At 40.2% G+C, this 26,487-nt stretch carries 22 protein-coding genes and 1 pseudogene; 18 read left to right on the top strand and 5 right to left on the bottom strand.

All coding sequences use genetic code 11. The annotated features are described in order from the left end of the window. Positions 1–186: 186 nt before the first annotated feature. The 13 genes from PVV68_RS05850 to PVV68_RS05790 all read left to right on the top strand — a co-directional run bounded on the left by PVV68_RS05850 (position 187) and on the right by PVV68_RS05790 (position 16,508). Positions 187–501: a type IV secretion system protein VirB7 gene (locus PVV68_RS05850; protein WP_273721025.1), complete on the top strand. Its 315-nt coding sequence runs from the start codon at positions 187–189 to the stop codon at positions 499–501. Beyond that, the gene (locus PVV68_RS05845) at positions 491–1,159 is read left to right on the top strand and encodes a VirB8/TrbF family protein (protein WP_273721024.1); all 669 of its coding nucleotides are present in this window, start codon (positions 491–493) and stop codon (positions 1,157–1,159) included. Before PVV68_RS05850 ends, PVV68_RS05845 begins: the two co-directional genes overlap by 11 nt. Further along, positions 1,156–2,019, top strand: coding sequence for a P-type conjugative transfer protein VirB9 (gene virB9 / locus PVV68_RS05840; RefSeq protein ID WP_273721023.1), 864 nt, complete (start codon positions 1,156–1,158; stop codon positions 2,017–2,019). The genes PVV68_RS05845 and virB9 overlap by 4 nt, the downstream gene beginning before the upstream one ends. Then, complete coding sequence (virB10, locus tag PVV68_RS05835) at positions 2,012–3,217, top strand: type IV secretion system protein VirB10 (protein WP_273721022.1); 1,206 nt, start codon at positions 2,012–2,014, stop codon at positions 3,215–3,217. Before virB9 ends, virB10 begins: the two co-directional genes overlap by 8 nt. A gap of 7 nt (positions 3,218–3,224) precedes the next feature. Next, on the top strand, positions 3,225–4,295 hold the full coding sequence (gene virB11, locus PVV68_RS05830) for a P-type DNA transfer ATPase VirB11 (RefSeq protein ID WP_273721021.1): 1,071 nt from the start codon (positions 3,225–3,227) through the stop codon (positions 4,293–4,295). A 98-nt stretch (positions 4,296–4,393) separates the two neighbouring features. After that, the gene (locus PVV68_RS05825) at positions 4,394–4,528 is read left to right on the top strand and encodes an antitoxin VbhA family protein (protein ID WP_273721020.1); all 135 of its coding nucleotides are present in this window, start codon (positions 4,394–4,396) and stop codon (positions 4,526–4,528) included. 49 nt (positions 4,529–4,577) lie between these two features. Continuing rightward, a complete protein-coding gene (locus PVV68_RS05820) occupies positions 4,578–6,212 on the top strand; it encodes a BID domain-containing T4SS effector (RefSeq protein WP_273721019.1) in 1,635 nt (544 codons plus the stop codon). A gap of 151 nt (positions 6,213–6,363) precedes the next feature. Continuing rightward, complete coding sequence (gene traG, locus PVV68_RS05815) at positions 6,364–8,280, top strand: Ti-type conjugative transfer system protein TraG (protein ID WP_273721018.1); 1,917 nt, start codon at positions 6,364–6,366, stop codon at positions 8,278–8,280. Positions 8,281–8,385: 105 nt separating this feature from the next. After that, entirely contained in the window at positions 8,386–8,886 is a 501-nt protein-coding gene (locus tag PVV68_RS05810) for a hypothetical protein (RefSeq protein WP_273782732.1), read from the top strand. Continuing rightward, a complete protein-coding gene (locus PVV68_RS05805; RefSeq protein ID WP_273782730.1) occupies positions 8,861–10,459 on the top strand; it encodes a BID domain-containing T4SS effector in 1,599 nt (532 codons plus the stop codon). Before PVV68_RS05810 ends, PVV68_RS05805 begins: the two co-directional genes overlap by 26 nt. A 313-nt stretch (positions 10,460–10,772) precedes the next feature. Further along, a complete protein-coding gene (locus tag PVV68_RS05800; protein ID WP_273782728.1) occupies positions 10,773–12,014 on the top strand; it encodes a BID domain-containing T4SS effector in 1,242 nt (413 codons plus the stop codon). Between the two features lie 320 nt (positions 12,015–12,334). Beyond that, a complete protein-coding gene (locus tag PVV68_RS05795) occupies positions 12,335–13,741 on the top strand; it encodes a BID domain-containing T4SS effector (protein WP_273782726.1) in 1,407 nt (468 codons plus the stop codon). A 250-nt stretch (positions 13,742–13,991) separates the two neighbouring features. Next, positions 13,992–16,508 (top strand): BID domain-containing T4SS effector, encoded by a 2,517-nt coding sequence (locus PVV68_RS05790; protein WP_273721013.1) that lies wholly within the window; start codon positions 13,992–13,994, stop codon positions 16,506–16,508. Positions 16,509–17,139: 631 nt separating this feature from the next. Here PVV68_RS05790 and PVV68_RS05785 read toward each other — a convergent pair. Next, positions 17,140–17,343, bottom strand: coding sequence for a hypothetical protein (locus tag PVV68_RS05785; RefSeq protein WP_273721012.1), 204 nt, complete (start codon positions 17,341–17,343; stop codon positions 17,140–17,142). Beyond that, positions 17,316–17,494: pseudogene (locus tag PVV68_RS10715) on the bottom strand (integrase); the annotation flags it as partial. The pseudogene PVV68_RS10715 and the gene PVV68_RS05785, both read right to left, overlap by 28 nt. A 621-nt stretch (positions 17,495–18,115) precedes the next feature. On the opposite strand from PVV68_RS10715, the gene murJ reads away from it, so the two are divergent. After that, positions 18,116–19,687, top strand: coding sequence for a murein biosynthesis integral membrane protein MurJ (gene murJ, locus PVV68_RS05775; protein ID WP_273721011.1), 1,572 nt, complete (start codon positions 18,116–18,118; stop codon positions 19,685–19,687). Positions 19,688–19,766: 79 nt separating this feature from the next. After that, positions 19,767–20,837 carry a tryptophan--tRNA ligase gene (gene trpS, locus PVV68_RS05770; protein WP_273721010.1) on the top strand — a complete coding sequence of 357 codons (1,071 nt, stop codon included), beginning with the start codon at positions 19,767–19,769 and terminating at the stop codon, positions 20,835–20,837. Positions 20,838–21,010: 173 nt separating this feature from the next. Here the strand turns inward: trpS and PVV68_RS05765 are convergent, their stop codons facing one another. Further along, the gene (locus PVV68_RS05765) at positions 21,011–21,997 is read right to left on the bottom strand and encodes a phage DNA encapsidation protein (protein WP_273721009.1); all 987 of its coding nucleotides are present in this window, start codon (positions 21,995–21,997) and stop codon (positions 21,011–21,013) included. A 194-nt stretch (positions 21,998–22,191) separates the two neighbouring features. On the opposite strand from PVV68_RS05765, the gene PVV68_RS05760 reads away from it, so the two are divergent. Both PVV68_RS05760 and PVV68_RS05755 read left to right on the top strand, forming a co-directional pair. Next, entirely contained in the window at positions 22,192–22,683 is a 492-nt protein-coding gene (locus PVV68_RS05760; protein ID WP_273721008.1) for a universal stress protein, read from the top strand. A gap of 50 nt (positions 22,684–22,733) precedes the next feature. Beyond that, complete coding sequence (locus PVV68_RS05755) at positions 22,734–23,312, top strand: NifU family protein (protein ID WP_273721007.1); 579 nt, start codon at positions 22,734–22,736, stop codon at positions 23,310–23,312. A gap of 621 nt (positions 23,313–23,933) precedes the next feature. On the opposite strand, the gene PVV68_RS05750 is transcribed toward PVV68_RS05755, so the two are convergent. Both PVV68_RS05750 and PVV68_RS05745 read right to left on the bottom strand, forming a co-directional pair. Then, positions 23,934–24,266 carry a zinc ribbon domain-containing protein YjdM gene (locus PVV68_RS05750; RefSeq protein ID WP_273721006.1) on the bottom strand — a complete coding sequence of 111 codons (333 nt, stop codon included), beginning with the start codon at positions 24,264–24,266 and terminating at the stop codon, positions 23,934–23,936. 656 nt (positions 24,267–24,922) lie between these two features. Beyond that, a complete protein-coding gene (locus PVV68_RS05745) occupies positions 24,923–25,123 on the bottom strand; it encodes a hypothetical protein (protein WP_273721005.1) in 201 nt (66 codons plus the stop codon). Positions 25,124–25,468: 345 nt separating this feature from the next. Here PVV68_RS05745 and PVV68_RS05740 point away from each other — a divergent pair, with 345 nt between their 5' ends. Continuing rightward, positions 25,469–25,882: a helix-turn-helix domain-containing protein gene (locus PVV68_RS05740; RefSeq protein ID WP_273721004.1), complete on the top strand. Its 414-nt coding sequence runs from the start codon at positions 25,469–25,471 to the stop codon at positions 25,880–25,882. The last annotated feature ends 605 nt before the right edge of the window (positions 25,883–26,487 follow it).

Below are 26,487 nucleotides of genomic sequence, written 5' to 3'. Positions count from 1 at the left end.
AACCAGAGCTCTTATTTATGCATTGCATGCGCGAGAGAGCGCATGCACCACGCACATTTTGCGTGAAATAATTGATATCCTTGGTTTTACACAACCCATCAAAATCTTTCATCACATGCTTTTGTGAGATCGTTCAGAACAAAAGCTTCTATACGTTGTATTCCAAAGTATTTGTGAGTTAAAAAAATGAAACGAAAAATAACTTTTTTTGTGATCCTAACGATTGCCCTTACGGGCTGTGCCTCTCTGAGTGGCCCTAAAAAGCCACCACGATGTAATGGCAAAGTTACCCGTGCTTTAAATAAAGACAAATGGGATTGGGACAATAAAGGCATTATCTTACAAGAAAAAGGTGAAAAGCCTGTCACAACACCCATCATTCTCAATACCCTAGAAAGCGAAAAAGCAACAGCAAGCGTGACACTTAAGGAAGCTACATTAAATCCCATAACCCAAGAAACACTTTCTCATAGAACTGTGGAGGTCATGCGTGAAAAGTAATGAATTTGATGAATATATAAAAGAAGCACGCTCATTCGATATTGACCGCATGCACGGCATGCGGGTGCGGATGAAAATTGCTATGGCTTTTACAGTCCTTTTTGGCTTAATGACAATTGCTTTAGCTTTGGCTATTGCAGCATTAACCCCCTTAAAAACTGTAGAGCCTTTTGTGATCCGCGTTGATAATTCAACAGGCATTGTCGAGACAGTAAGTGCACTAAAAGAAACGCCAAACAACTATGATGAAGCGATAACACGCTATTTTGCTGGCCAATATGTCCGTGCCAGAGAAAGCTTTCAAGCCTCGGAGGCGGAACATAATTTTAGCTTGATCTCTCTTTTCTCTTCACCAGAAGAGCAAAACCGTTTTGCCAAATGGTATTCGGGCAACAATCCAGAAAGTCCGCAAAATATTTATCAAAATATAACTGTTACGGTAGCCATTAAATCAATCTCCTTTTTAAACGACGAACTCATTCAAGTGCGTTACTACAAAACACTAAGAGAACTAAATGGCGCTGAAAATATTTCCCATTGGGTTTCGATTTTAAAGTTTTCCTACATCAATGCAAAAATTTCAACCAAGGACCGCTTAGTCAACCCACTTGGCTTTCAAGTATCCGAATATAGATCTGATCCAGAGGTGATACAATGATTAGATTTTCTCAGATAATTTTAGCCTTCATTGTCGCAATGAGCTGTCATACAACCTCCTCATTTGCAGAAACAGCCCCCGTAAGTGCCCGCAAAGACAATCGCATCAGATTTGTCAATTATGACCCATACAATGTCACGCAAATCATTGGCTCTATTCGTTCTTCAGTCCAACTTGAATTTGCCGATGATGAAGAAGTGACCTATGTAGGCATTGGCAATTCCGTTGCTTGGCAAGTTGCACCGGCTGGCCACTTTGTTTTTCTCAAACCGCGCGAAGTTCAGCCCGTCACCAATTTACAAATTGTCACAAGCCGCCAAGATGGGACAAAGCGTTCTTATCAGTTTGAATTACAAGTGCGTGAAGGCGATGTTTCAGCAGGCAATGAAACATATTTCTTAGTCAAGTTTCGTTATCCAGAAGATGAAGCCTTACGGAAAAAATTAGCCGAAGCCGCCAAAGCTGAGCAGCGCGAAGCAAACTTTGTCAATGATGTTTTAAATATCCATGAAGATTTTGGACCACGCAATTGGGCTTATGAAGCACAAGGCTCAAGCCTTATTGAACCTTCCTCTGTCTATGACAATGGTAAAACAACAACATTCACATTTTCAGGCAACAGAGAAATTCCTGCCATTTACCTTGTCTCGCGTGATGGACAAGAAGCACTTGTTCCAAAATCAATTAAAGGCAACAAAGTTATTGTTCATGCCACAGCTGCGCAATTTACTTTGCGTCGTGGCAATGACGTACTGTGTATCTTCAATAAAAGGTTTGTGCCTGAAGGAATTAATCCCGAAACCGGTACCACATCACCATCCGTACAACGTAAAGTGAACATAGGAAGCAGCCATGAATGACAAAATGGATGAAAAAGACATCAATGATCGCGATACGATAAAAGATGCTCAAGGAAAAAAACAACAAAGCAATGTAGGGAAAGCAATAGCTCTCGTTATTCTTTTTGCTGTTTGTATTTATTTAGCATATTCAACGCTTACCACAGACACAAAACAACCTGTTGAACCTCCAAAAGAAGGAATTATTAAGCAAACAGAACGTTTCCGCCCTGCAGAACCAAAGCCCGTGGTTTTTGAACAACCTCGACAAAATGGTACTTTACAACAAAAGAGCCCTTTACAACGCAACGCTCTATTACCAAAGGTTGAACTCCCCACACCCACAGTAAACCAACCCAAAACCGCTGATGATGAACTTCTCCAAGCAGCACAACGCGCTCCTGTATTAGCCTATACAAACCCCCAACAGAATACAGGAAACACCACAAAAGATAATAGTGTTTTGCTGAACAAACTGGACAACACACCTGATGAAACAGCACAGCAATTTAATCACCTTCTCAAGCCAACAACCCTTGAAGGCATTCGCGCTTCAGCGCTTCCCAATCGTAACTTCATCATCACAATGGGTACGCCCATTCCCTGTATTTTAGAAACAGCCATCAACAGTGACCAACAAGGATTTACCAGTTGTATCGTTTCCAGAGATATTTTGTCAGACAATGGTCGCGTTGTTCTCCTTGATAAAGGAACTCAAATTGTTGGCGAATATCGTGGCGGATTAAAAAAAGGACAAAATCGTCTTTTTGTGCTCTGGACAAGAGCAAAAACACCACAAGGTGTTATTATCGCATTAGCTTCACCAGCAACGGATACTTTAGGGCGTTCTGGTATGGATGGAGATGTTGATAATCATTGGTTAGAGAGGATTGGCTCTGCACTTCTTGTGTCGATTGTCAGAGATGCCACAAACTATGCAAGGGAGCGTTTATCAAAAAGTCGAAAAAAGAAGGATAAGGAAGCAGCTGCTTCGGAAGAAAACGTTGAAACAGTTTCTGCGGGACAAAATATTGCAAACATTCTCACAGAAAATTACGCCAATCTTCCTCCAACATTGACCAAGAACCAAGGGGAAATGGTGAACGTTTTTGTTGCCCGTGATTTAGATTTTTCCAATATTTACAAATTGAAAGTCATCGAAAACAAAAAACAAATCACCAATCGAACCCTTTCAAAAAACTTCTATAAAAAACAGTGACTTTGAAATGAACCAAGACCTACAGCATTTAAACGATGAAACCATCGCTATTGTTTTAACAAAACTTGAACCAATTAACGCTTTTTTGCAAGATGATAGTCTTTTTGAAATTGTCATCAATCGTCCCTATCAAGTGATGACGGAAGGAATTGAAGGCTGGAAAACCATAGAGGTCCCAGCTCTCTCGTTTCACGAGCTTATAGGAATTGCTAAAGTTATCGCGTCCTATTCTAAGCAAAATATATCGGACAAAAATCCCGTCTTATCTGCAACCCTGCCTGGTAATGAGCGTATTCAAATTGTCATTCCTCCAGCGGTCGAAAAAGACACCATCAGCATGACAATTCGCAAACCCTCATCACGGAATTTTTCCCTTGAAGATCTTGCAGATAAAGGTCTCTTTTCGCAGTGTGAGCAAATATCATTTACGCCCTTAAGTGATTATCGATCACGCTTTAATGAACTCAAAAGCGTTGAGCATAACTTAGCAGACGCTTACTGTAACAAGGACTTTGTTTTCTTTTTAAATCAGGCAGTAGCGTGCCAAAAAAATATTCTGATTGCTGGTAAAACCGGATCGGGTAAAACAACATTGTCCAAAGCATTAATTGCTAAAATTCCTGATGACGAGCGTATTATTACCATTGAAGACACACAAGAATTGGTTGTTCCTCAACAAAATCATGTTTCTATGATCTATTCAAAAGATGGACAAGGTTTATCCTCTGTTGGTCCCAAAGAACTGCTTGAATCTGCATTACGCATGCGTCCTGATCGCATTCTTTTACAAGAACTTCGAGATGGTACAGCTTTTTACTATATCCGCAATGTCAATTCAGGACATCCCGGTTCGATTACCACGGTTCATGCCTCAACAGCACTTGCTGCCTTTGAACAAATGACCCTTTTGGTCAAAGAAAGTGAGGGAGGAAGTGATTTAGAGCGTGATGATATCCGTGGTCTGTTAATTTCAATGATTGACATCATCATTCAATGCAAACGAATTGAAGGAAAATTTAAAGTCACAGAAATCTATTACGACCCGTTCAAACAACGAAACATCTTTGGGGGAAACTGAAAAAACACACCTTCTAAAAAAGATTTTTAAAGGCAATTCTTGAAAAGCTGGAAAGGAAGAATAAATGCCAATAAAGGCGCTAGAAAATCCTTGTATCAATGACACCAGAAGAACTGAAAAAGCGCCGTGAAGCAGTTGATGCAGCCATCAGCAGCCACGCCGTTGAAGGGATAACGCTTCATTGCAAAACACTTACAATTTTAGAAGCATATGCGAGGGGAAATATTGCATGAGAGGAGTTTAACACCCTTATGGACAACTCTACATTATAAGGAAGTAACGATGCCAAAAGCCAAAGCAAAGACAAAAAATAGAGACCAGACCTCTCCCCATCATTATGTCTATCCTAAAACGACAACACTCAAAAATAAATATGGAATAAAAGACTTAAAATCCTTTCTGGACAAATGCTCACATGATACAGCACGAGCAATGGGTGATCTGCGTAAGGAACCCCTCCCAGAACATTTTGATATCGCCTATCTATGCCATATTCATAAACAGTTGTTTCAAAAGACTTTTGAATGGGCTGGTCATCCCCGCCATATCCCTTTCACATTTGCAGATGGCACCACAGCCGCCATGCCAGAAATGAAAAGAACGGGGTGGGAAAATCCTTTTGCAATCGGTGATGAGGTTCAACAAGGCTTACAAAGATTAGAGCAAACACTTGCAGAAAAAGATAATTTGCAAGGCTTAACGCGTGAAGAATTTAACACTGAAGCAATAAGCTTATTTAACGCTCTCAACCAACTTCACCCATTCAGAGAAGGCAATGGACGCACACAACGAGTATTTTTTGAAAATCTCGCTCTCGCAGCAGGACATCAGCTTGACTTTTCGCTTGTCACCAAAGAACGCATGATGCTCGCCAGTGTTTCAGTAGCAGAAAAAGGCGATCTAGAGCCTATGCAACATCTGTTTGAGGATATCTCCAATCCAGAAAAAATAAGCCTTTTAAAAGAATTTATGGGCAGCATGAAAGATCTGGGACGCAATGTGAATGATCGTCCTGTTATGGTTGTAAAAGAAGGTGAAACTTACACAGGCACCTATAGAGGTGCTGGTCTCAACAGCTTCGCCTTCAACGTAAAAGGTGCTTACATCATCGGCAATAAAGAGGATCTCACCCCAGAACAATTAAAAACATTAAAACCTGGCGACAAATTTACCTTTACCGCTCCCAAAGGCAGAGATCTTGAGAAAACTCTTATCCCCAAAGAGACATTAGCCCCTCTGACAAAAGGCGAAATAGCGGAATTAATTGCCGAAGACGCCTGTGTCCAGACAAGTCGCAAACAACTCCAACAGTTGTCGAAAACTGTTTATGGCAGCTCGAAAAAATGTGATGATAAAATGATTGCGATTATTAAAAATCCAAGTTGTGGTCAACATATCGCCAATCAGATTGAACAAGTACCGCATTCTGTTGCTCCGCTTGCAGGTTTCAGTTTATGTGGTCTACAAAATCGTACACGCGCAAATGCTAAAAATCATGTTGAGATGCTCTGTGCTGGAGTGATGAATTTTACACACGCGGTACAACATGCTGAAAAAGAAATCTTGCAAGAACATCAAAGAGAGCAAAAACGCCGTGCAACAGAAGTAGAGACACCAAGTCAAAACTTGCAAGACGTTCTTGCCTTGCCAAAAGAATTGCAGCAAGAGGCTTTAGCGAGAAATCCTGTTCTTCAAAAAGAGCTCCGTAATCTTGTAAAAAACGTCAATGCTCGTCTTTCTGCACAAGAACATAAAGCGATCAAAAATGGTGATCATGAAGCACTCGCGCAAGCTCTTGGCACATCTGTAAATAAAGCACAAGAAATTACACAAACCGTTCAAAAAAGCAAAGAACTATACCAGCACAGCCAAACACGTACGCTCCATTGTTCAAAAGCACTCGCTATGGCTAGCTAAAGGCAATGAAATCTCGTTGCTTTATTTCGAAAACATACTGAGAGATGTTTTGACATTCTCTGAAACCATGAAAGAAGCAAACCGTTTAGTAGCCTGTCACCGTAAAATATGAACAACAACAAATCTGGAGAAAACTGAGAGTCAGACAAAAATGAAATATACAAAAACACAGATGGCGCTTATTTTAGCGCCAATCGCTTTAGGGATTTTCACAATATTCCTTATTCCTTATTTATTGTCTTTTGTCACAAATGGGCTGGATAGCGGGCAACTTTATTGGTATCTGCGTTCAGAACCTTTATTAATACTGGTCATGGTTGCCAGTATATCGTTACTTTATAGTCTCTCACAAAAACTGTACCTACGCAAAGCAATCACATTTGTCTCAACTGTCTTTTTTGGCATCACAGCCCTCTATCATATTGGCAGTGAGATACAACGCTTAAGCCCTTATGTTGGTCAACAAGGGATAACTTGGAGTTATGCGCTCAAGTTCATGGACCCCATGGTTGTCTTTGGCATCATCATCAGCTTCGCTCTTTTATCAATCCAACTTATTACAGCCTCTCCACGCAAAAACAAGGTCAAGCGTGCCAAAAAAGGGGTTTTTGGTGATGCTTCATGGATGAATTTGAGAGAAGCAGCTAAAATTTTTCCTGCCAACGGCCAAATTGTTGTTGGCGAGAGATACCGTGTTGACCAAGATAGTGTGTGTAATATTCCCTTTGCACCTGGCAATAAGACGACATGGGGGAAAGGTGGAAAAGTACCCCTCCTCACCTTCAATCTTGATTTTGGTTCAACCCATATGATTTTTTTTGCTGGTTCTGGTGGCTACAAAACAACCAGCACAGTGGTTCCAACATGTTTGACCTATCCCGGCTCTATCGTTTGCCTTGACCCTTCCACCGAGGTTGCACCAATGGTCAGATTTGCACGGAAAAAAATGGGCAATAGAAATGTTATTGTTCTTGATCCCAATTCTATTTTAACAAAAAACTTTAATGTCCTTGATTGGCTTTTAGACGACAGTGTCCCACGCCCACAACGTGAAGCCAATATTGTGGGTTTTTCCAAATTGCTTATCTCGGACAAAAAATCAGATAATTCTTCGGCAGAATATTTCTCGACACAAGCGCATAATCTTTTAACAGCTCTTCTTGCACATGTCATATTTTCCGATGAATATGAGGACCATGAGCGCACTTTAAAAACATTGCGTGAGATATTGTCTCAATCAGAAACAGCTATTGTCAATCAATTACGCATGATTCAAGAAACGACACCTTCTCCTTTTATTCGTGAAATGGTTGGTATTTTCACGGAAATGGCAGAGCAAACCTTTTCAGGTGTCTACACAACAGCTTCAAAAGACACCCAATGGCTTTCTTTGTCCAATTATGCTGATCTTGTCTGTGGTAATGATTTTGCCTCCTCAGATATTACAAATGGCAATACAGATGTTTTTCTCAATCTCCCTGCCAGCATTTTGAACAGCTATCCAGCAATTGGACGAGTCATTATCGGTGCTTTTTTAAATGCCATGATTACAGCTGATGGAAACTATAAAAAACGTGTTTTATTTGTCTTAGACGAAGTCGATCTTCTTGGTTATATGAATATTTTAGAAGAGGCACGCGATCGTGGTCGTAAATATGGCACTTCACTCATGCTCTTTTATCAATCCTCCGGTCAGTTGGTCAATCACTTTGGAGAATCAGGCGCACGCTCATGGTTTGAAAGCTGTTCCTTTGTGAGCTATGCGGCCATTAAAGACCTCCAAACAGCCAAGGATATTTCAGAGCGCTGTGGTCAAATGACCGTTGAGGTTGCAGGAACAAACAAATCGAGAGGCTTGTCTTTAGGACAGAGCTCTTACAACATCAATTATCAGCAAAGAGCGCTGATTTTACCCCACGAAATTATTCAAGAGATGCGTCAAGATGAACAAATCATTCTCATGCAAGGGCAACCCCCTTTACGATGTGGTCGTGCGATCTATTTTAGAAGAAAAGAAATGTTAGCAGCTGCTGAAAAGAACCGTTTTGCTCCAAAAGCAAAGAAATAATGAAAAATGCCTCTTTATGAGGAATGATCATCAAAACAAGAACAACACTCTCAAAGGATAAAGACATCTATTTTATTTAAAAAGCCAGTTTAAAAGGAATCTCACATGCTCCAACAAGAAAAATATGGGGGAGAAAAATCTTTGAACATGGCTTTTATGCGCGTACTTCCCAACGCTATTCGTCTTTATAAAAAATGCCCCCAATACCAAAACAACGCTGGCAATCATGACCAGCAATCTCACGCTCTAAAGCCCCATCAAGGGGCTTTGGCAAAAAAAACACCTCGAAAAACTCCCCCTTGTCAGCCTGACCAACAGAAAAGAAAAAGACTCCCCCAAAACATTTCCCCAAATACACAAAAGCAACCTGCATTAACAACAACGCGAACAGACTCTTCTCTCCCTCTCACAGAAAAAGAATTACAAAAGCACCAAGACAGGGAAGCAAACCACAGATCTATAGGCAAGAAAATGAAGCCAACTGCCCAACATTTCAAAAGAATACACGCAGGGGGGGCTTTTTACATAAAAAGTTTAACACACCCTCATCAACACCCCCTATCCTCTAAGGAGAAAATAGATGCTAGAGCAGAATTATCTGTATAAAAACACCAAAACCCTGAAAAATAAATATGGCATTAAAAACCGCCAAAAACTGTATGACCGCGTTGCCCGTGATGCAGCCAAAGAAGCAGTAAATCTTCGCTATGAACCAGCTCCCCAAAAACTTGATGCCGCTTATCTCAAAACACTTCATTGGAGCCTTTTCCATCAAAGTTTTGAATGGGCAGGCCAAACTCGCGACAAATCTTTTACCTTTTCAGATGGCTCTACAGCCCGTATGCCAGCCATGCGCCCTAAAGGACATGAAGTTCCTTTTGCCGTGGGGGGACAGATTCATAAAGAACTGAGACAATTAGAGAAAATGCTTCGTACAAAGGATAATTTACGGGGCTTATCGCGCCAAGAATTTGCTGCAAATGCCGCTCACGTTTATATGCTTCTCGACCACGCCCATCCTTTTAGAAAAGGCAATGGGCGTGTACAACGAATGTTTATGGAAAAACTTGGACAAGTCGCAGGTCATCACATTGATTTTTCTTCTATAACATACGAGCGCTTAACCCAAGCCAGTATTCAAGCCATGCAGCGTAGTAATCCAGAACCGATGCACCATCTCTTTGAAGATATGACCCATCCCCAAAAAGCACAGCTTTTAAAGGAATTTATCTCCAATATGAGAAACGCTGGACTTGGAGAAATCAACAATCGTCTTGTTGTAGCAGCAAAAGAAGGTGAAATCTATAATGGCATCTATAGAGGTGCAGGAGCAGAAGGTTTTGTCATAGAGGTGGGTGATGCTTTCGTTGTCGCGCCCAAAGATGATCTCGCCCCGGAACAAGTAAAAACATTACAAAATGGCGCATCCATCTGCTTTGCAAAATCAAACGTACAAAATTTAACAGAAACACTCATTCCAAAAGAAACACTACCACCTCTCAGCAATGAAGAAGTGTTCACAAGAGTTGCACACGACCCCTTCGTTGAAGCACATCAAAAAGAGGTCCAACGCTTATCAAAGCTCGTCTATGGCAACGAGAAAGTCCTCAATGCAAAAATGGAGTTGATAACTGCCGATCCAAGCTTTGGTCAAGGATTTGCCGATCAAATTTCCCAAGATCCTCAATCGATCTCTAAGCTTGCAGGGGTAAAAATACTTGGCATGAAAAGTCCAGAGCGCAGACAAGCGCAACAGCATATTCCACAACTGAGTGAAGCACTAAAAAATTATGCCACAGCCGCACAACAAACAAAGGAAGAAGTTCTAGAACACCATGCAAGGCAACAAAATCGCTTGAGCCAATCTGTTGCAAAACCAAGTAAAGACTTACAAGACCTTTTTGCTTTACCACCAGAACAACAAAAAAATGCTTTGTCTCGTTCTCCTATTCTACAACAACAACTCCACAGTTTTTCGCGCCAATTACACAATCGTTTATCACCAGAAGATCGTCAAGCCATAGAACAAAAAGATCATACAAGACTTTCTTGCCTGCTTGGTGTATCGGAAAGCAAAGCCAAAGAAATTGCCAAAACTCTCACTCTCACCAAAGAAACACAATGTCAGATGCGCAGTCTTAAAGTGAGCCGCTCCTCATCCCTAGCTCTCACAGGCTAAACAAAAAACAGAGAAATTTCCCTTTTTCTCTCATCCCTTTATGCGTAACATTCCCTCTTGAGAGTCTTCAGAGTTGTTATAAAATGTTACAAAAAAAAATTATCCAATAAGAGCAAGCAATTTTATATAACTTATTGATAAAATTTCACAAAAAAACTGTATTAAAGACATAAATGTCGATTATCCTTATCCCTGAATAGCGCAAGTCTTTGGAGGTCATTTAAATGGATATTTTGCTTTGTATAAAGAAGTCAAAATATAAAGGCGGAGAGTGCACCAAAGAGGTTTTCTCAAATATTGAAAGGAAACATGCATGAAAAAAAATCAACCGTCCCCTTCTAACCGTGTAGATCAACTAAGACAACAGTTTGAACGACAAAATCTAGAAGAACAAAACCTAGGAGCTGCTGGTGGAGAACCCCTTTACGCACAAGTAAAAAAATCACCAAAACAGCAGCGCCCCCAAGGACCAGCAGAATCTGCCTATGCATCCCCAAGAGCACCAGAAGCTGCCCCCCAATACCCAGAAGAAAGGATCTATGCACCCCAAAAGCCACTAGGCAATCCCTATGACAGACTGCCTGGGAACCCAAGTAATGGGCAACGCGCCAAAAAACTAGTAGACCCCTATGCAATAGGAGATCTGAATAATCTAGGAAGAGATCCTGAGTCTCAACAACGAGTCAATCCCCTCTATGAGAGCGTTGGCGGGGGTGCAGGGGGTAGGCCACGTCCTGAAGAACATCTCTATGCAGAGCTTAACTGGGATCAAGATGGGCGCTCCCCCACAAAACCCGTAGAGTCTGTTTATGCAACCGTTGGCGGAGGTGCAGGGGGTGGGCGAAATCCTCAATCACCAGAACATCTCTACGCAACCGTTGGCATGGGTGCTGATGGTGGGCGCTCTCCCACAAAGCCTGTAGAGTCTGTCTATGCAACCGTTGGCATGGGCACAGGAGGTGGACAAGACTCTCAACGCCTAGACAATCCTCTCTATGAGGGCGTTGGCTCAGGCAGGACCACCCCCCCTCCAAGAACGCCGCAAGATGAGATTAGAACAAAGATGATGCAAACCCCAGAATTCCAATATACTGTATTGGAAATCCAAGAACGATGCCAAGTTGTTTATGGTAATCGGCATGCTTTAAATGAAGGACTCTCTAAGATTCTTGAAAATCCTGGAGCAGGAGACAAGGTTCTGTGGGAACTTGCAGCAAATCCTGAAGGACCTGGTAAACTTGCAGGAAGGACAGTACTTGGCGTAAAAAGCCCAGCCCGCAAAGAGGCTGAAGAGGAATTTGGCTCCCTTTGTTCTACTCTTGAAAGACATATAGCTCAGGCACAAAAACTACACAGTCGTTTGACCCGTGAGCAGGAAAGAGGGCGTGGACATTCGAGAGAGGCAAGTCCAGAAGGGCAAGAACACGGTCGTCATCATCATCACCGTCGTCATCATCATGATCACTCACAAGAGAGAGGACAAAATTCTCCAGAGCAGCAGACGCGGGGCAGACAGAGTCCCGAACATGGTAAAGGAATGGCTTTTGCTATGTAAGTCTGCATGATATAACAACACATAAATTTTTGCCTTTTAATGAATCTTTTTGGCGCAGTTGCAATTAAGCGATTGCGCCAAAAATTGTTATGAAATGTAACAAAAAAACGTTAAAAAAGAGCGCGTCATTTTATATAACTTATTGATAAAATTTCACAAAAAAACTGCATTAAAGACATAAATGTCGATTACAAGGAGGGCGAATAGCGCAAATCTTTGGAGGCTATTCCCATATATCTTCCTTTCTATAAAACTATAAAAACATGAAAGGGGAAGAGTGCACCAAAGAGGTTTTCTCGAAATATTAAAAGGAAACATGCATGAAGAAACATCAATCCCCCCTCTCTCCCTCAGTACATGAACTCATAGAACTCTATGAAAAAGCTGCCGCAGAAGTAGCTAACCAACCCCTACCCTCCACACCATCTTCTCAACAGCGCCAAGAACCATCTCCTCTCTCGAGAGCAAAAGGGCAAAAACAATCAAGCCTAAAAACTCCAGATGATGTGATATACGCAACGGTGACTTCGAAACCCGCAGAGTCTCTGAGCAGATATGCCGAAAGAATACCAAGTCCTCAAACCGTATACACGGAAGTTGCTCCACAAAGTAGACGACTTTCTCCTATACCAGAAGAGAGCAAGCAAACACCGTCTCTTTCAAGAGAAGAACAAACACCCTCCGCAACAGCATCTTTACCAAGAACAAGACTGGTTCTCTCTGAAGCGCAAATTATGGCACTCCTGCAACGCAGCCGATTGATAAACGAATATCAAGAGCAAATCCGACGTATGTGTCAAACTGTTTATGGCAATGCAGATGTTTTGCAAGAAAAAATGGCGCAGATTCAAAAAGATCCTTCTACCGGAGATGGCTTCTCCACACAAATGAAAGTTGTCCCTGAGGGGCTTCATGACTTTGCCGGCAAAAAAAGGCTTGGCATAAAAAATAGCACACGCAAACAAGCAGAAGAAAGCTTCCCCACCCTTTGTATCCTTGTTGACTCTTACGTAGAAGCTGTAAAATCTGTACGAGAAAACTTGCTTATGACCCCAAAAGCAGTGCTTCCATACTATGAAGATTCGCTAGGCAAGGAAGCGTTAGATAGAATCTTGCAAAATCCGCATTCTTCTGAAACAGAATCCGCCTCCCTATCAAATGAAGACATTTCTGAGAAAACAAGACAACATCCCATGGTCAAAAGGCACCATGCACAAATCAAATATTGGTGTAGAGTGGTTTTTGGCAACTCTGAGCTTTTACAACAACAAACTGAAGCAATTTTTAAAAATCCCGCTCTAGTAGAAGAGCTCACATGGCAACTTGCGGAATCTCCCCAGTCTGTTGGTAACTATGCCGGTGTCGGTGTTGGTGGCTTAAAAAACAAAACACGAAGACATGCTGAAGCAGGTCTTTCACACTTAATAAGCGCCATGGGCAATTATGCAAATACTGTACAAAGCGTAAGAGAGGAGCTTGCACAAACGCAGCAACAGCAAACAGCACAACAACATCCTGGATCATCTACTGAAACATCTCAAACCTTGCAGAAACAACAAGATTTCTCACAGTCTCCTCAATTATCACAGGCTGCTAAACCATCTGAAAACTTAGTGGCAAGATCACATCATGAAACCGCTGAACCTTCTAGGCATACACAAGAACCAGCCCAAGATGTGCGACCGCGTAGAACAACATCATCCAAAGCGATGGCTCTTGCTAGTTAACGGTGCATCCCTGTGGCTTTTCATTTTGTTTCTTGGTGCAATCTCCACAAAAGAGTTTGTACCAAGAGGGTGTACGGTTTCATCAAAACACTCCCAATAACCACCCTAAATGATTGAAACTACAATATCAATCATCACCCCATAAACAACGCAAAGCTAAAATCATTCAATTGGGCACCAAAACGAAAGGTGAAGAATGCACCAACAAGATTTTCAAAACAAATTTAAAACAGCTTGAAAGGAAGCTTGTATGAAAAAAAAACATCTCTCCCCTTCTGTAGCGCGCTTAGTAGAAACATTTGAACGAAATAATGAACAATCTACAGCAACACCAACGCCTCCTACCCAAAATACGCAAAAACCACCCCTTGCCAAACATCCAGAACACCTCTCTCATACAAAAGTGACACCACCCCACCCCCCTCACACAAGCGAGGATCTGCAAAGCAACACGACACCACAAGAAAGTCAAACACCACAGAGAAGGACTGCGCCACAAAGACCACCGCGTGCAAGGGAACGACAGCAAAATAACACACCAACACAAGAAACCTTAACCGCACAGGTAAGAGTTGCACCGCAAAGACCACCCCGTGCAAGAGACAAAGAGCTAAATCTCAAACAAGCACAACAAGAGGAAGGCATATATGCAACACCTACCCCCCAAGCAGCACCACGAGGAAGAGGCAACACACAAAATCCCAAACCAAAACAAGAAGATGAAGGAATATACGCAACACCCGCACCACAAAAACCACCACGCACGAGAGGTGGTTCTGTTAAGCAACAACCACAAGAGCCCTCTACACCTACCCCCCAAGCAGCACCACAGGGAAGAGGCAGCACGCAAAATCCCAAACCAAAACAAGACAGTGAACCCATATACACAGAGCTTGAAATAAAGACACCACCTCCCACAAGCAATAGACAAAGACGGGGTGCAATTACTGAACAAGAACAAACCATATATACACAAGTTGCGTCATCAGGAATGACCGCTTCTCTCTCGAAAGAGGAAATGACCACAAAAATCAGAAACAATGCGTTTGTTCAAGGCTGTAAAGACGAAATCCAAGCTTTATCTCAAACGGTTTATGGCAACCCCAATATCTTTCAGAAAAATCTTGAAGAAATTGAACAAAATCCTATCCTTGGGGAAAGCCTTTCATGGCAAGTTGCAGCCAATCCTAAACTGGTTGGAGATCTTGCTGGAAAAAAAGTTCTTGGTGTAAAAAATCAAGCACGCAGAGAAGCTGAAGAGAATATTACCCCCTTATGTTTTGCCCTTGAAAATTATGCTGAGACTGTAAAGAAGGTAAGAGAGAGCATTGTACAGGGACATAGAGCAGGACAAACACTCCGTAGATCGTCAATGGATCTCAAGCAAATGGCTGAAGATCTACAAAAGCCGCGTAAAGCTGAACAAGAAATGGGGACCCTTTCGCAGAAAGAAATGGCACGCAGAGTTCAAAGCAGCTCAATGGTCCAATATTGTCACGCAGAAATCATCTATTGGTGCACCGTTGCTTATGGCAACCCGCGTATTTTACAGTATAGACTTGAAGAAATTCAAAAAGTTCCCGACATGGCAGAAAATCTTGCATGGCAAGTGACAAACCACCCTGATACATTCGGTAAACTTGCTGGTCACAGCCTCTATAGCCTAAAGAATGAAGCACGCAAACAGGCTGAAATTGCTCTTCCACGTCTGGGTGAAGCCATCGAAGGTTATGCAGAGGCGATAAAACACGCAAAAGAAAACATTTTACAAAGCCAAGAAGCAAAACAACAACGCCATGCACCGCCTCCCCCACAAGAGCAAAGCAAGCAAAGGCAGCAAAGCCTCTCAGCCCCCCCTCAAACACCTGAACGCTCATCAACACACCAACCTCAAGCAACTGCTCAAACCTCCACGCAAACGCATTGGGAACAGCTAGGTGCTAAGCCACGCACAACGCTAGCACCAAAACAACAAAGACAAGAGAGGACGCCGTCTCCTTCTCCAACGCAAACAAAACGCCATGCACCACCTCCCCCACAAGAGCAAAGCGTGCAAAGGCAGCAGAGCCTCTCAGAATTCCCTCAAACACCTAAACACTCATCAACACACCGGAATCAAGCAACTGTTGAAGCTACCACGCAAACAGAACAGAGCCCACAAACTGTTCGACCACGCATGGTGAGAACACCTCAAACGAAAAAAACTCCCTCTCTCTCGCTTAAGGAAATCGCTGCAAGAGTTCAAAGTGATCTCTCTGTTCAACGTGCTCTCATAGAAGTCTACAATTACTCTAACATTGTTTATGATGACCCATTTGTTTTTAAATATCAGACTGAAGATATTCAAAAAATTCCTGTTCTGGGTGAAGAGCTTTCATGGCAAGTAGCAAACTATCCTAAAATATTTGCTTCCCTTTCCGGCAGGCAAATGCTTGGTATAAAAGATAATGCACGCAAAAATGCTGAAGAGGCTCTTCCTTCCCTATGCTCTGCTATTGATCGTTATACAGAAACTGTAAAACAAGCAAGAAAAGACATTGTAAAGGCGCATGAGAAGCAACAAAAACTCCAAGAACAATCTCCACAACAAGAGGAAAACAGGCAAAGACAACAAAGCCTCTCAGAATCTCCTGAACTGCCTGAACGCTCAGCAAGAGGCAGGCATCAAGAGGCTTCTGAAACCTCTATGCAAGCAGAAAAAAATTCACAAACCGTTCGATCACGGAAAGCAGAATCATCCTCAAAAGCCATGGCTTTAAGCGGCTAAACTTCATAATCTTTTATTTTGAATCCCATTTCTTGGTGCAATTCTTTCACAAAGATTGCACCAAGAAATATTGTAGAATATCACAGCAAAGAGCACACAAAATATCTCCCTCATTTACCTTCACGAACTGAGAAAACTTCCCAATAATATTGCATAACACAAACATTGCACCGGAAACTCTAGGCATAAAGCAAAATCTTTTGCATCAAAAAAAAGCCTGTTCTTTTTGATAAAAAACACGAACGATAAAGTGGAGTGTGCGCAAAACAAGCTTTCAAAATGGATATTTGTCTTGCAAAAGCGTAAAAGGAAACATCTATGAGAAGCAACAAATCTCTACTATACTTTTCGCGCTAGAAGAAATACAAAAACACCGCAAAACAATCAATGCAGCTGTCTATCAGCAAATAAATAAAGCATCGCAGAATTTCTTTTACCAAAGCGAGCAAGGTACTCAAAAATCAATATAGCATGACCAACCCAGAAATATTAAAAAAACAATGTTCTCATGATGAAGAACAAGAAACGATCAAACAAGAAAAACAGAGACAGTAAAATGTTCCACCGTGTAAAGCCAATGGCATAAAAGCAATAGCGGTGCATACATAAGATTGGATGTTTTCGCTCTATCTCAAGCAAGATCACAGTCATGCCCCTTTCCTCCATCAATTGCCTGTTGTAGAGAGTTGTAGAGAAGAGAAAATGTAAGTGAATACCGATTTATAGAAGGATGAAAAACACTCAACAAATAAGAGGCAGTCTGTTTATGCACAGACAAAAACCGTAGTTTTAAGTATCTTAAAGCAGTAATATAAAACGCCATTGGATTGCGCATTCATGCGCTTGCTTTAATTCTTAAGATCCCCAAGCCCATTTCGTGAGCGTCATACGTGAATGGTATAACGATAAAACCATTAAGAACCATTCTCTTTACGCTTGTAAAAAAGCAAGCCAGCACCATCATTCACTTTGCCAGCTCCCAATATTACACGATAAAGCTTGCTTTAAAACAGTTCATAAGAGGTATTACCCCTTGTACAGTTTTTACTCACACGCCACCCCCACTTGTAACGTGCAAGCAAATAGTCTTAATTGATTCAACATATGGGAAATGTACAATGACCATATTCAGTGCTCTCATTCAATATACAAAACAACAAATGATCGTTATAAATCAATATAATAGAAACGTCACTGTTCAATTATTCAACAGTCTACGAAGCTTTCTCTTTTATAAAGACATTGAATGATCATAATGATATGCAAATCAATATGATAGCATAACGTACAATAAAGAAACCACATACTGCTCAAGTAAAAAATTCAATTGGTTTCCCATTCTTTCACGTTTTTTTCCACGTATTATATGACGCATATTTTTTACATTAAGGAAAAAGAAACTTTGTTTTTTTATCTAGAGAATGGAAATGTCACCATGACAAAGACAGCCCAAAGAATATCAATGCACTCTTATTGACAGAAGGATAAATACCGCCGTAAAACGCCTAAAAAAATGTATTATTTTATTAATATACTGATCAGATTTTTATGATCTAACAGAGTTTTTATGTAACGCCTCTTTTTCATGACAGTCCTAATGTGTTTTTATGATCCTATTTAAAAAATTTGCCACTGTTGCTTCCGGAACCCTGATGAGCCGTATTTTTGGCTTTATACGTGAAATGCTGATGGCTGCGGCGTTGGGAACGGGTCCTGTTTCCGATGCATTCAATGCGGCTTTTCGTTTTCCCAATACATTTCGTCGTTTTTTTGCTGAAGGTGCTTTTAATGCAGCTTTTGTTCCTCTTTTTGCAAAAAAAATTACCGAAGATGGTCAAGAGAGCGCATGCAAATTTGCCGAAGAAGTCTTTGGTGTTCTCTTTTCACTGCTGTTACTTTTAACCATTGCCATGGAATTAAGCATGCCATTTTTGGTAAGAACAATTATTGCACCAGGTTTTGCAGAGGATAGCACAAAATTTAACGCCACCATTCATTTTACCGCCATCATGTTTCCCTATCTCACATGCATGTCTTTGGCTGCCATGATGGGGGGCATGCTCAATGCCTTGCGGCGCTATTTTATTGCAGCTATTGCCCCTCTTTTTCTCAATCTTATTTTAATAAGCGTGCTTGCCTATGCTTGGCTCTATCAGCTTGACGCTTGGCATATTGGCTTAAATCTTTCTTGGGGTGTTTTAGCAGCAGGTATTCTCCAGCTCGCCTTAATTGCTATTGCTTTACGTCAAAGTGGCATGAAAATTTTTCTCCGCCGCCCTCATTTTAGTCCCAATGTGCGAAAACTGTTAACCCTAGCACTGCCTGCTGCCATCACGGGGGGCATTACACAAATCAATTTGCTCATCAATACCAATATTGCTTCCAGTCAATCGGGTGCAGTATCCTCTTTAATGTATGCCGATCGTCTTTATCAATTGCCCTTAGGTGTGATAGCAATTGCCATTGCCACTGTTCTTTTACCAGAATTAACCAAAGCTCTACGCAGCAAAAAACACCAAGAAACACACGATTTACAAAATCGCTCTATTGAATTAACTCTCCTGTTAACACTCCCCGCAACCATTGCCTTTCTCCTGCTCTCCACTCCCATTGTCAGTTTGCTTTTTGAACGTGGACAATTTACCAGTGAATCTACCCAGCGTGTTGCACAATTACTAGAACTTTACGGGCTAGGACTCCCCGCTTTTGTCCTCATTAAAGTGTTTATCCCTAATTTCTTTGCCCATGAAGATACCAAAACACCAATGATTTTCACCGGAATTAGTGTTTTCATCAATATCAATCTTGCCTTAATATTATTCCCTTTCCTTTCCGCACGCGGCATTGTTATTGCCGAAATTACCTCTGGATGGGTCAATACCCTTTTGCTTTGTTGCGTGCTTATCGAACGCGGTTATTGGAAATATGATGCACAACTGATAAAACGCATTGTCTGTCTGATGATTATCACTCTTTTGAGTGCTGGAGTTCTTTATTATCTTATCGATATGCTTGGTTTTTTATCTTACCCTTTATCCTCACAAGCGTCTTTTTTCTTGCGTGCCAGCACTTTGATCGGGATCATGCTTGTCCTATTCGTAGTCTATGTGAGTGCCTATTTTTTACTGGACACACGCTCCTTTTTTCTCACCCTCAAAAATTTCAAAAAACGCCTATGATCTTTTATCTTGCTTTCAGAAAAATGCTTTGTCACAAACCATAAAACGAATAACTTTACTGAAGAGAAAGAACTCTCCTATGGATACTTTCACACCGCTTGTCTTTTCCGGCGTACAACCGAGTGGTCACTTACATCTTGGCAATTATCTTGGTGCCATCAAACATTGGGTTGAACTACAGAGGTCCTACCATTGCCTGTATTGCGTTGTTGATATGCATGCTCTCACCGTAAATCCAGATCCACAGAACCTGATTGAATCAACCAGAGCAGTCACAGCCGCCTTTTTAGCTGCCGGGATTGATCCTCAAAAGCACATTATTTTCAACCAATCTCGGGTTTTTCAACATGCTGAGCTTGCCTGGATTTTCAATTGCATTGCCCGCATTGGTTGGATGCAGCGCATGACACAATTTAAAGATAAAGCAGGAAAAGATCGTGAAAAAGCATCTCTTGGGCTTTTTGCTTATCCAAGTCTCATGGCAGCCGATATTTTACTCTACCGTGCTACGCATGTTCCGGTGGGAGAGGATCAAAAACAGCATGTTGAACTCACACGCGATATTGCACAAAAATTCAATAACGACTATGCTCAACGCATTGCAGAGTTGAATTTTGCTGTTTCAATACAAATAGGTGATGAAAAAAAACAAGTTTTCTTCCCAATACCAGAAGCCCTCATAGGGGAAACAGCCATGCGCGTTATGTCGTTGCGCGATGGAACAAAGAAGATGTCAAAATCAGATCCTTCAGACTTTTCGCGCATTAATTTGACTGATGATGCTGATCTTATTACCAAAAAAATACGCAAAGCAAAAACGGATTCTGCCCCTCTTCCTGACAGCCTTGCCGAGCTAGAAGGACGACCAGAAATTGATAATTTGCTTGGTATTTATGCAGCCTTTGCACAAGTCAGCAAGGAAAAGGCTCTTAAAGAGTTTTCAGGACAACAATTTTCGCTTTTTAAAACAGCCTTAGCTGATCTTGCTGTTGATAAGCTTTCCCCCATAACAGGGGAACTGCGTCGTTTGCATCAAGATAGCACTTATATTGACTCTGTTTTGCAAGATGGTGCACAACGTGCCAGTGTTTTAGCAGAAAAAAATATGAAAAAAGTCCGTGAAATTGTTGGATTTTTGCACAAGACATGAGACAAGAAAAATAGCTGTAAAAAATAAATTATACTCGAATTTTGAGAAAATATTTTTCTCATCTTACAGAAGATAATTTCTCACACGAGAAATCATCATTATTTTTGCTGTGCCTCATCTCATCGCTTAAACAAGCATTTTTACAGCATAGTAGAGATAATTAATTCTCCTATTTAAACCTTTTTGATGAATGGTTCCATAGCTCTTTTAACATCCATTGTCTCAAAACAAATATCACCAAACCTTATAAATTTAGCTAATTGTTTAAGCTCGTAATCTTTTGAAAGACTTCCTTTAATTGCACCTTCGTGTAAAGTATCATCCATACTGTAGGTAATATAATCTTTATTAAAACCTTTTTTAATGAACAATTTATCAGATGCTAAAAAGACAGCTAATTTTTGGTTTTGAATGATAAGGTTAAAATAAGGTCTTTTGGGTATTGATTTCATTTTATTAACGAATGAATAATCATCATTAATACCAATAGTATTAACATTGTCATGGCCAATTAATATTGATTTCTTTTTAAAGAATGTAAATTCATTCATGTGGTGATTTTTCAAATTGAAGAAATCAAAATAAGGATTAAATCGGGAGACACTATTACTTAAACAAATTATACGCCCCTCATCACGGTGTCTAAAAACAGTTTCACATAAACTAATTAATTTCTCCGGTTCATTTTCTAAATATTTTTCCTGTTCACAAACATATTCATCAAAAATGATTGTTTTAACTTTAGGAAAAGGGGACTGTTTGTATTCAATAGCTGAAGATAGAGGGATTAAATACCCACAAAGCATATCATTTTTTGCTTTAAAGAGAGGTGGTTGTCTATATGGTATTTTTGATCCAGTTTCTCCTCCACCTTGAAACTCATCTAAGTAAATTTCTGAATTATAAAGGATATGTTGACCTTTGCATCTAAATTCAGATGGTTTAAGAATGCCTTTATCTTCTAAAGGAATAAACATAGCGTCTTTTACACGTTGAATTTCCTCTTGTGTACGACGTACATATATGAATTGTTCATCTCTTTTTTTGTAAGCATTACAAACAAAACGTAATGCGCTAAACGTTTTTCCTAATTCTTTATTACCATCTAAAAAACTCCATAGTGCATTATAGGAAAGAACTTTATCTAAATCATAACACATTGATTTCTCCCCGCAAAAAAATATTTTTATAATATAATTTCACAGAACCTTCTTTTAAAGACCTCCTTATTCAATTTTTTTCTAAAACGACAATATTTAAAAAATTCTATTGAAAATCTTTCAAAGTTACCTTTACTTAGATATTTGAATAAAGTTTATTTGAAATATTTTTGCCGAAAAAGAGAGAGAAAAGCATGGTTTCTAAGCAAAAAGATCGTAAAAGAGATCATAAGAAGAAAATTCTGGTCATTATCGATGAAACTCCAGAATGTCGACGTGCCGTTTCTTTTGCCGCACACCATGCCAAAAACACCAAAAGAACATTGGTATTACTCTGTGTTGTTGACACTATCGAATTTCAACATTTTCTAGGTGTCAATGATGTTATGCGAACGGAATCGACAGAAACTGCCCAAAAAATGTTGGGTGAAATTGCCAATGATATACACACGACCCATGCCCTTGAAACAGAAATCATGATGCGTGAAGGTAAAACAATCGATGAAATTGCCAAATTGATCGATGAGGATAAAGAAATCGCCCTTATTGTTTTAGCAGCCAGTGGACACACAGAAGGACCAGGACCACTTATCCAATTAATTGGCAACCGAGGAACAGCATTTTCCATTCCCGTCACTGTCATTCCCAGCAATCTTGCTGACGAAGATATTGAATCGATTGCCTAAAAAGACTATTTGGATAGAGTGATTTCATCCCTCATAATAAAGGAGTGTATATGTTTATACAAACTGAAGCCACCCCCAATCCTGCAACATTGAAATTTTTGCCAGGTCGTGTGGTTCTTTCTGAGGGCGTATTAGAATTCCGTGATCGTGAAGAAGCCGCTAAAAATTCGCCTTTAGCTGCGAAACTGTTTAACATTCCCAATGTTAATGGTGTTTTTTTAGGCTATGATTTTATCACTGTGAGCAAAAAAGAGGGTGAATGGCAACATCTCAAACCGGTTATTTTAGGCACCATTATGGAGCATTTTCTCTCTGGTGACCCCGTTATCGCCAGCAACGCTGTAATAGGGGCAAAAGCCCACGCCCTTAACGAAGAATTTTATGATGAAAAAGACGCTGATATCGTCTTAACAATTAAAGAGCTCCTTGAAACGCGTGTTCGCCCAGCCGTTGCCAATGATGGTGGAGATATTACTTTTCGTGGCTTTGAAAACGGTATTGTTTACCTCAATATGCGCGGTGCCTGTGCTGGATGCCCCTCTTCAACTGCAACACTCAAACATGGTATTGAAAATCTTTTACGCCATTTTATTCCAGAGGTTTTAGGAGTTGAAGCCATGCCGCAATAAAAAACAGCTTTGATAAAGCACTGATAAAAACAAACAGGATAATAAAAACATTACTTCTTAGAACTCTCTTACAAAAACCAACTTGGCAAGCAAGAACATTACGCCCTCTCTCACCCTAAACACCATAGGTGCACTTTCTCGATAAGAGTTCTATCATGCAAATGATATCTCTACAGTAGCTTGATTTATAAAGATAATTCTTTCACATGGCATCGTATTTAATTTTCTTCCCGCATATCGCAAGTTTCTTACATTTCAAATCCTCTTGAAAGGGAAGCAATAAACCATTGCTGATATGTCCATAAACTGGCTTAATGTATGAGTAAAAAACTTCAAGAAAACAAGTAAAATATCTATAGATTGTCTCAGATGCTAAGAGCTTTTACAATCATTTTGAGTAGGTAGGCATTTTGAGTAGATCGGTATTTTAAACTGATAGCAAGAATGCAGATACCAGCATGATGCTCTGACAAAGAAAACCACCACAAAACATTGGAGTTTGTTTTCTTAAAGTATGCCTTTTCTTTAAAAGATTTAAAAAGAATGGAAACAGTTTTTGTTTTAAATCTCTAAATTCTGGTATACGCTTTAACAAAGGGAAAATATTTTACAAATTCTATATTAAATTTTTTTCACGAATTCAGATTTTAAGCCAATCTGACCAATTCCAGGAATCTTACAATCGATATTATGATCTCCCTCCACGAGACGGATATTTTTCACCTTCGTACCACTTTTGAGAACAGATGCAGCACCTTTAACTTTAAGATCTTTCACCACCATAACGCTATCCCCATTTGTCAAAATCTGACCATGAGCATCGTAAACGGCATCAGTAACAAGCTCTTCACTCTTTTGTGGCCACTCATGGGCACATTCAGGACAGACAAAATTGTCACCCTCTTCATAAGTATAAAGACCACTACAATGCGGACATTGAGGATATTGGTTCATAGTTGCCCTCTTTTCTTCAAGAAAAATCATTTCTTTGAGTGCTCATAGAGCAATCCGTATTCATTGTCTATTGTCTCATAAAAAAACAGCTCTCTTTTTCAATGCTATCTCCTCCTATCGTGATAAGTAAGCACTTCATAGCACCGCTCTAAAGGGCGATATTTCATAGGCTCCATAAACAAGCTCTCCCCTTATCGCTCACCCTATGCTTTAACAAAACACTCTATGCATAAACTTTATATGCCCTGCCTAAAGAATGGAGTTTCACGACATAACTGGATAACAGACTAGTGTTCATAACAGGCATTTTACAGCTTATCATAAAGAATTTTGATGTAATATACCACTCCCACTGAGCATGCATAAGGGAATGGTTGCTTGCGTCTCTCTCAAGAGAGCTTGAAATGAGAGGAGCTTAAGATATGTGGGAAGAAAATTCAAATTGAAATCATAATTTATCTTTATGAATCAATACACTTTAGTGATGTCATTTGCATGATAGAACTCTCATCGAGAAAGAGCACCTATGGGGCTTTATAAGAGAGAGAGAGGGAGTAGTGTTCTCGCTTATTGATTTGGTTTTTAGGAAAGATTTGAAGAAACTGATATTTTTGTTTCTCCGTTTGTTTGTATCAGTGTTTGATCAAAGCTAGTTTTTATTGCCACATAGCTTTAACACCTGAAACCTCTAGAATAAAATGGCGTAAAAATTTTCCAATACCATATTTTAGCGCCATAAGAGGCTTTCTCTTATAACCATGATTTTGGAGCGGCGTGAGAAGGACAAAACAATCCGTTTGATTGTTGGTCAAGAACTCTGTTAAGCGCCCCGTAAGCGGCTTGACCATTAAACCCAAGAATTATGAGTCCTCTCAACAAACGCGACTGTGACAGCATGATTTCTGTGAGCGAAGAGAACAACTTGAACAGCACACTGCTTGATTGCATGCAAAACACGCCATCACAAGGCTGTGTTCATTTTTATTGCCAATCCTCTCAAATTACTTTATGAATTAAAAGATGTTTTGGTCGTATACGCAACGACCAAGAGGGATTCAAAAACCCGAAACCTCGATCCTAAAATGAACCCACTTTGTGGGTGTCCCGGGATTCCGGGATTTTTTGTCATGTCCAGGTGCTGTTACAGCACTAAAAGCAAAAAAGCTGATTCGAGGTCAGTGTTTTTGACTCCCGGAATACCAATGCGAGGGCGCTCGCAGCCGGTGGGAGGGGAAATGCAAGGTAAAAATCTTCATAACGACAAATTCATTGATCAATTCGTTGGCAAAAAAATTCGCTTCAGACAAAACATGCTGAAAATGTCTCAAAAACAATTAGAACAGTCTTTAGGAGTAAGCTTCCAGCAAATTCAAAAATATGAAACAGGATTAAATCGTGTTGGAGTTGGGCGTTTAAAGGAAATTGCTGATATCTTAAATGTTCCTATAGCCTTTTTTTACGCAGATCTCTTCACACAACAACACACTCCCACTCATCATGATGAAGTCATTTCAAGCAGAGAAGAATATCTGCTGCTCAAAAGATTTCGCGTTCTCACCACAATAAAACGCAAAGCAATTTTACAATTAATCTCTGACCCAAATGAAAACTTTTAAAATCATGCGCCCCCCCACAGGCTTTGTTTATCAGCATGCATTGTGCATTCTTACTGTCATTCCCCTTATAAGTACTTTTTCATTGCATCAAAAGCATCCCACCTCTCATAAAACAAGCTCGTGTTCATTTTTATTGTAAATTTCCTGAAATTACTTTATGAATAAAGATGCTTTGATCGTATACGCGACGACAAAGAGGGTCTTGAAAGCCCGAAACCTAAACATAAATTTATCCCGCTTTGCGGGTATCCCGGGATTCCGGGAGTTTTTGCTATGTCCAGGTGTTTTAGGCACTAAAAGCAAAAAAAGCTGATTAGGTTTCAGTACTTTCAAGCTCCCGGCGCCACATATGACATAAAAATATAAATAAATCAATATGTTATTTAAATAATTTTATATGCACCCCTATCAGAATCCACACTTTTATGCATGATTCATTTGACCATTTTTTATATAAGATTGCCATGTATGAATAGAGCATAAAAAGCAAATCATGATGTAAATATTATAACGCATATGTGCATTCAAATGAAATGAAAAGCAGTTATCATTCATAACAGTTCATAAATTTTATGATACGTTTTTATCATTCAAAAATCGCATGC

Origin of the sequence: Bartonella sp. ML69XJBT, from assembly GCF_028618515.1 — a bacterium.
Taxonomy (GTDB): Bacteria; Pseudomonadota; Alphaproteobacteria; order Rhizobiales; family Rhizobiaceae; genus Bartonella.
This window is presented reverse-complemented; position numbering and strand designations above follow the sequence as displayed.

Bases quoted from the DNA above. Each gene is read 5' to 3' on its own strand.
- PVV68_RS05750 (WP_273721006.1), bottom strand. From the start codon at position 24,266: ATGAACCAATATCCTCAATGTCCGCATTGTAGTGGTCTTTATACTTAT.
- PVV68_RS05765 (WP_273721009.1), bottom strand. From the start codon at position 21,997: ATGTGTTATGATTTAGATAAAGTTCTTTCCTATAATGCACTATGGAGT.
- traG (WP_273721018.1), top strand. From the start codon at position 6,364: ATGAAATATACAAAAACACAGATGGCGCTTATTTTAGCGCCAATCGCT.
- PVV68_RS05785 (WP_273721012.1), bottom strand. From the start codon at position 17,343: ATGCGCAATCCAATGGCGTTTTATATTACTGCTTTAAGATACTTAAAA.
- trpS (WP_273721010.1), top strand. From the start codon at position 19,767: ATGGATACTTTCACACCGCTTGTCTTTTCCGGCGTACAACCGAGTGGT.
- PVV68_RS05740 (WP_273721004.1), top strand. From the start codon at position 25,469: ATGCGAGGGCGCTCGCAGCCGGTGGGAGGGGAAATGCAAGGTAAAAAT.
- PVV68_RS05825 (WP_273721020.1), top strand. From the start codon at position 4,394: ATGACACCAGAAGAACTGAAAAAGCGCCGTGAAGCAGTTGATGCAGCC.
- PVV68_RS05805 (WP_273782730.1), top strand. From the start codon at position 8,861: ATGCTAGAGCAGAATTATCTGTATAAAAACACCAAAACCCTGAAAAAT.
- PVV68_RS05820 (WP_273721019.1), top strand. From the start codon at position 4,578: ATGCCAAAAGCCAAAGCAAAGACAAAAAATAGAGACCAGACCTCTCCC.
- PVV68_RS05810 (WP_273782732.1), top strand. From the start codon at position 8,386: ATGCTCCAACAAGAAAAATATGGGGGAGAAAAATCTTTGAACATGGCT.
- murJ (WP_273721011.1), top strand. From the start codon at position 18,116: ATGATCCTATTTAAAAAATTTGCCACTGTTGCTTCCGGAACCCTGATG.
- PVV68_RS05755 (WP_273721007.1), top strand. From the start codon at position 22,734: ATGTTTATACAAACTGAAGCCACCCCCAATCCTGCAACATTGAAATTT.
- virB10 (WP_273721022.1), top strand. From the start codon at position 2,012: ATGAATGACAAAATGGATGAAAAAGACATCAATGATCGCGATACGATA.
- PVV68_RS05795 (WP_273782726.1), top strand. From the start codon at position 12,335: ATGAAGAAACATCAATCCCCCCTCTCTCCCTCAGTACATGAACTCATA.
- PVV68_RS05850 (WP_273721025.1), top strand. From the start codon at position 187: ATGAAACGAAAAATAACTTTTTTTGTGATCCTAACGATTGCCCTTACG.
- PVV68_RS05760 (WP_273721008.1), top strand. From the start codon at position 22,192: ATGGTTTCTAAGCAAAAAGATCGTAAAAGAGATCATAAGAAGAAAATT.
- PVV68_RS05800 (WP_273782728.1), top strand. From the start codon at position 10,773: ATGAAAAAAAATCAACCGTCCCCTTCTAACCGTGTAGATCAACTAAGA.
- virB9 (WP_273721023.1), top strand. From the start codon at position 1,156: ATGATTAGATTTTCTCAGATAATTTTAGCCTTCATTGTCGCAATGAGC.
- PVV68_RS05790 (WP_273721013.1), top strand. From the start codon at position 13,992: ATGAAAAAAAAACATCTCTCCCCTTCTGTAGCGCGCTTAGTAGAAACA.
- virB11 (WP_273721021.1), top strand. From the start codon at position 3,225: ATGAACCAAGACCTACAGCATTTAAACGATGAAACCATCGCTATTGTT.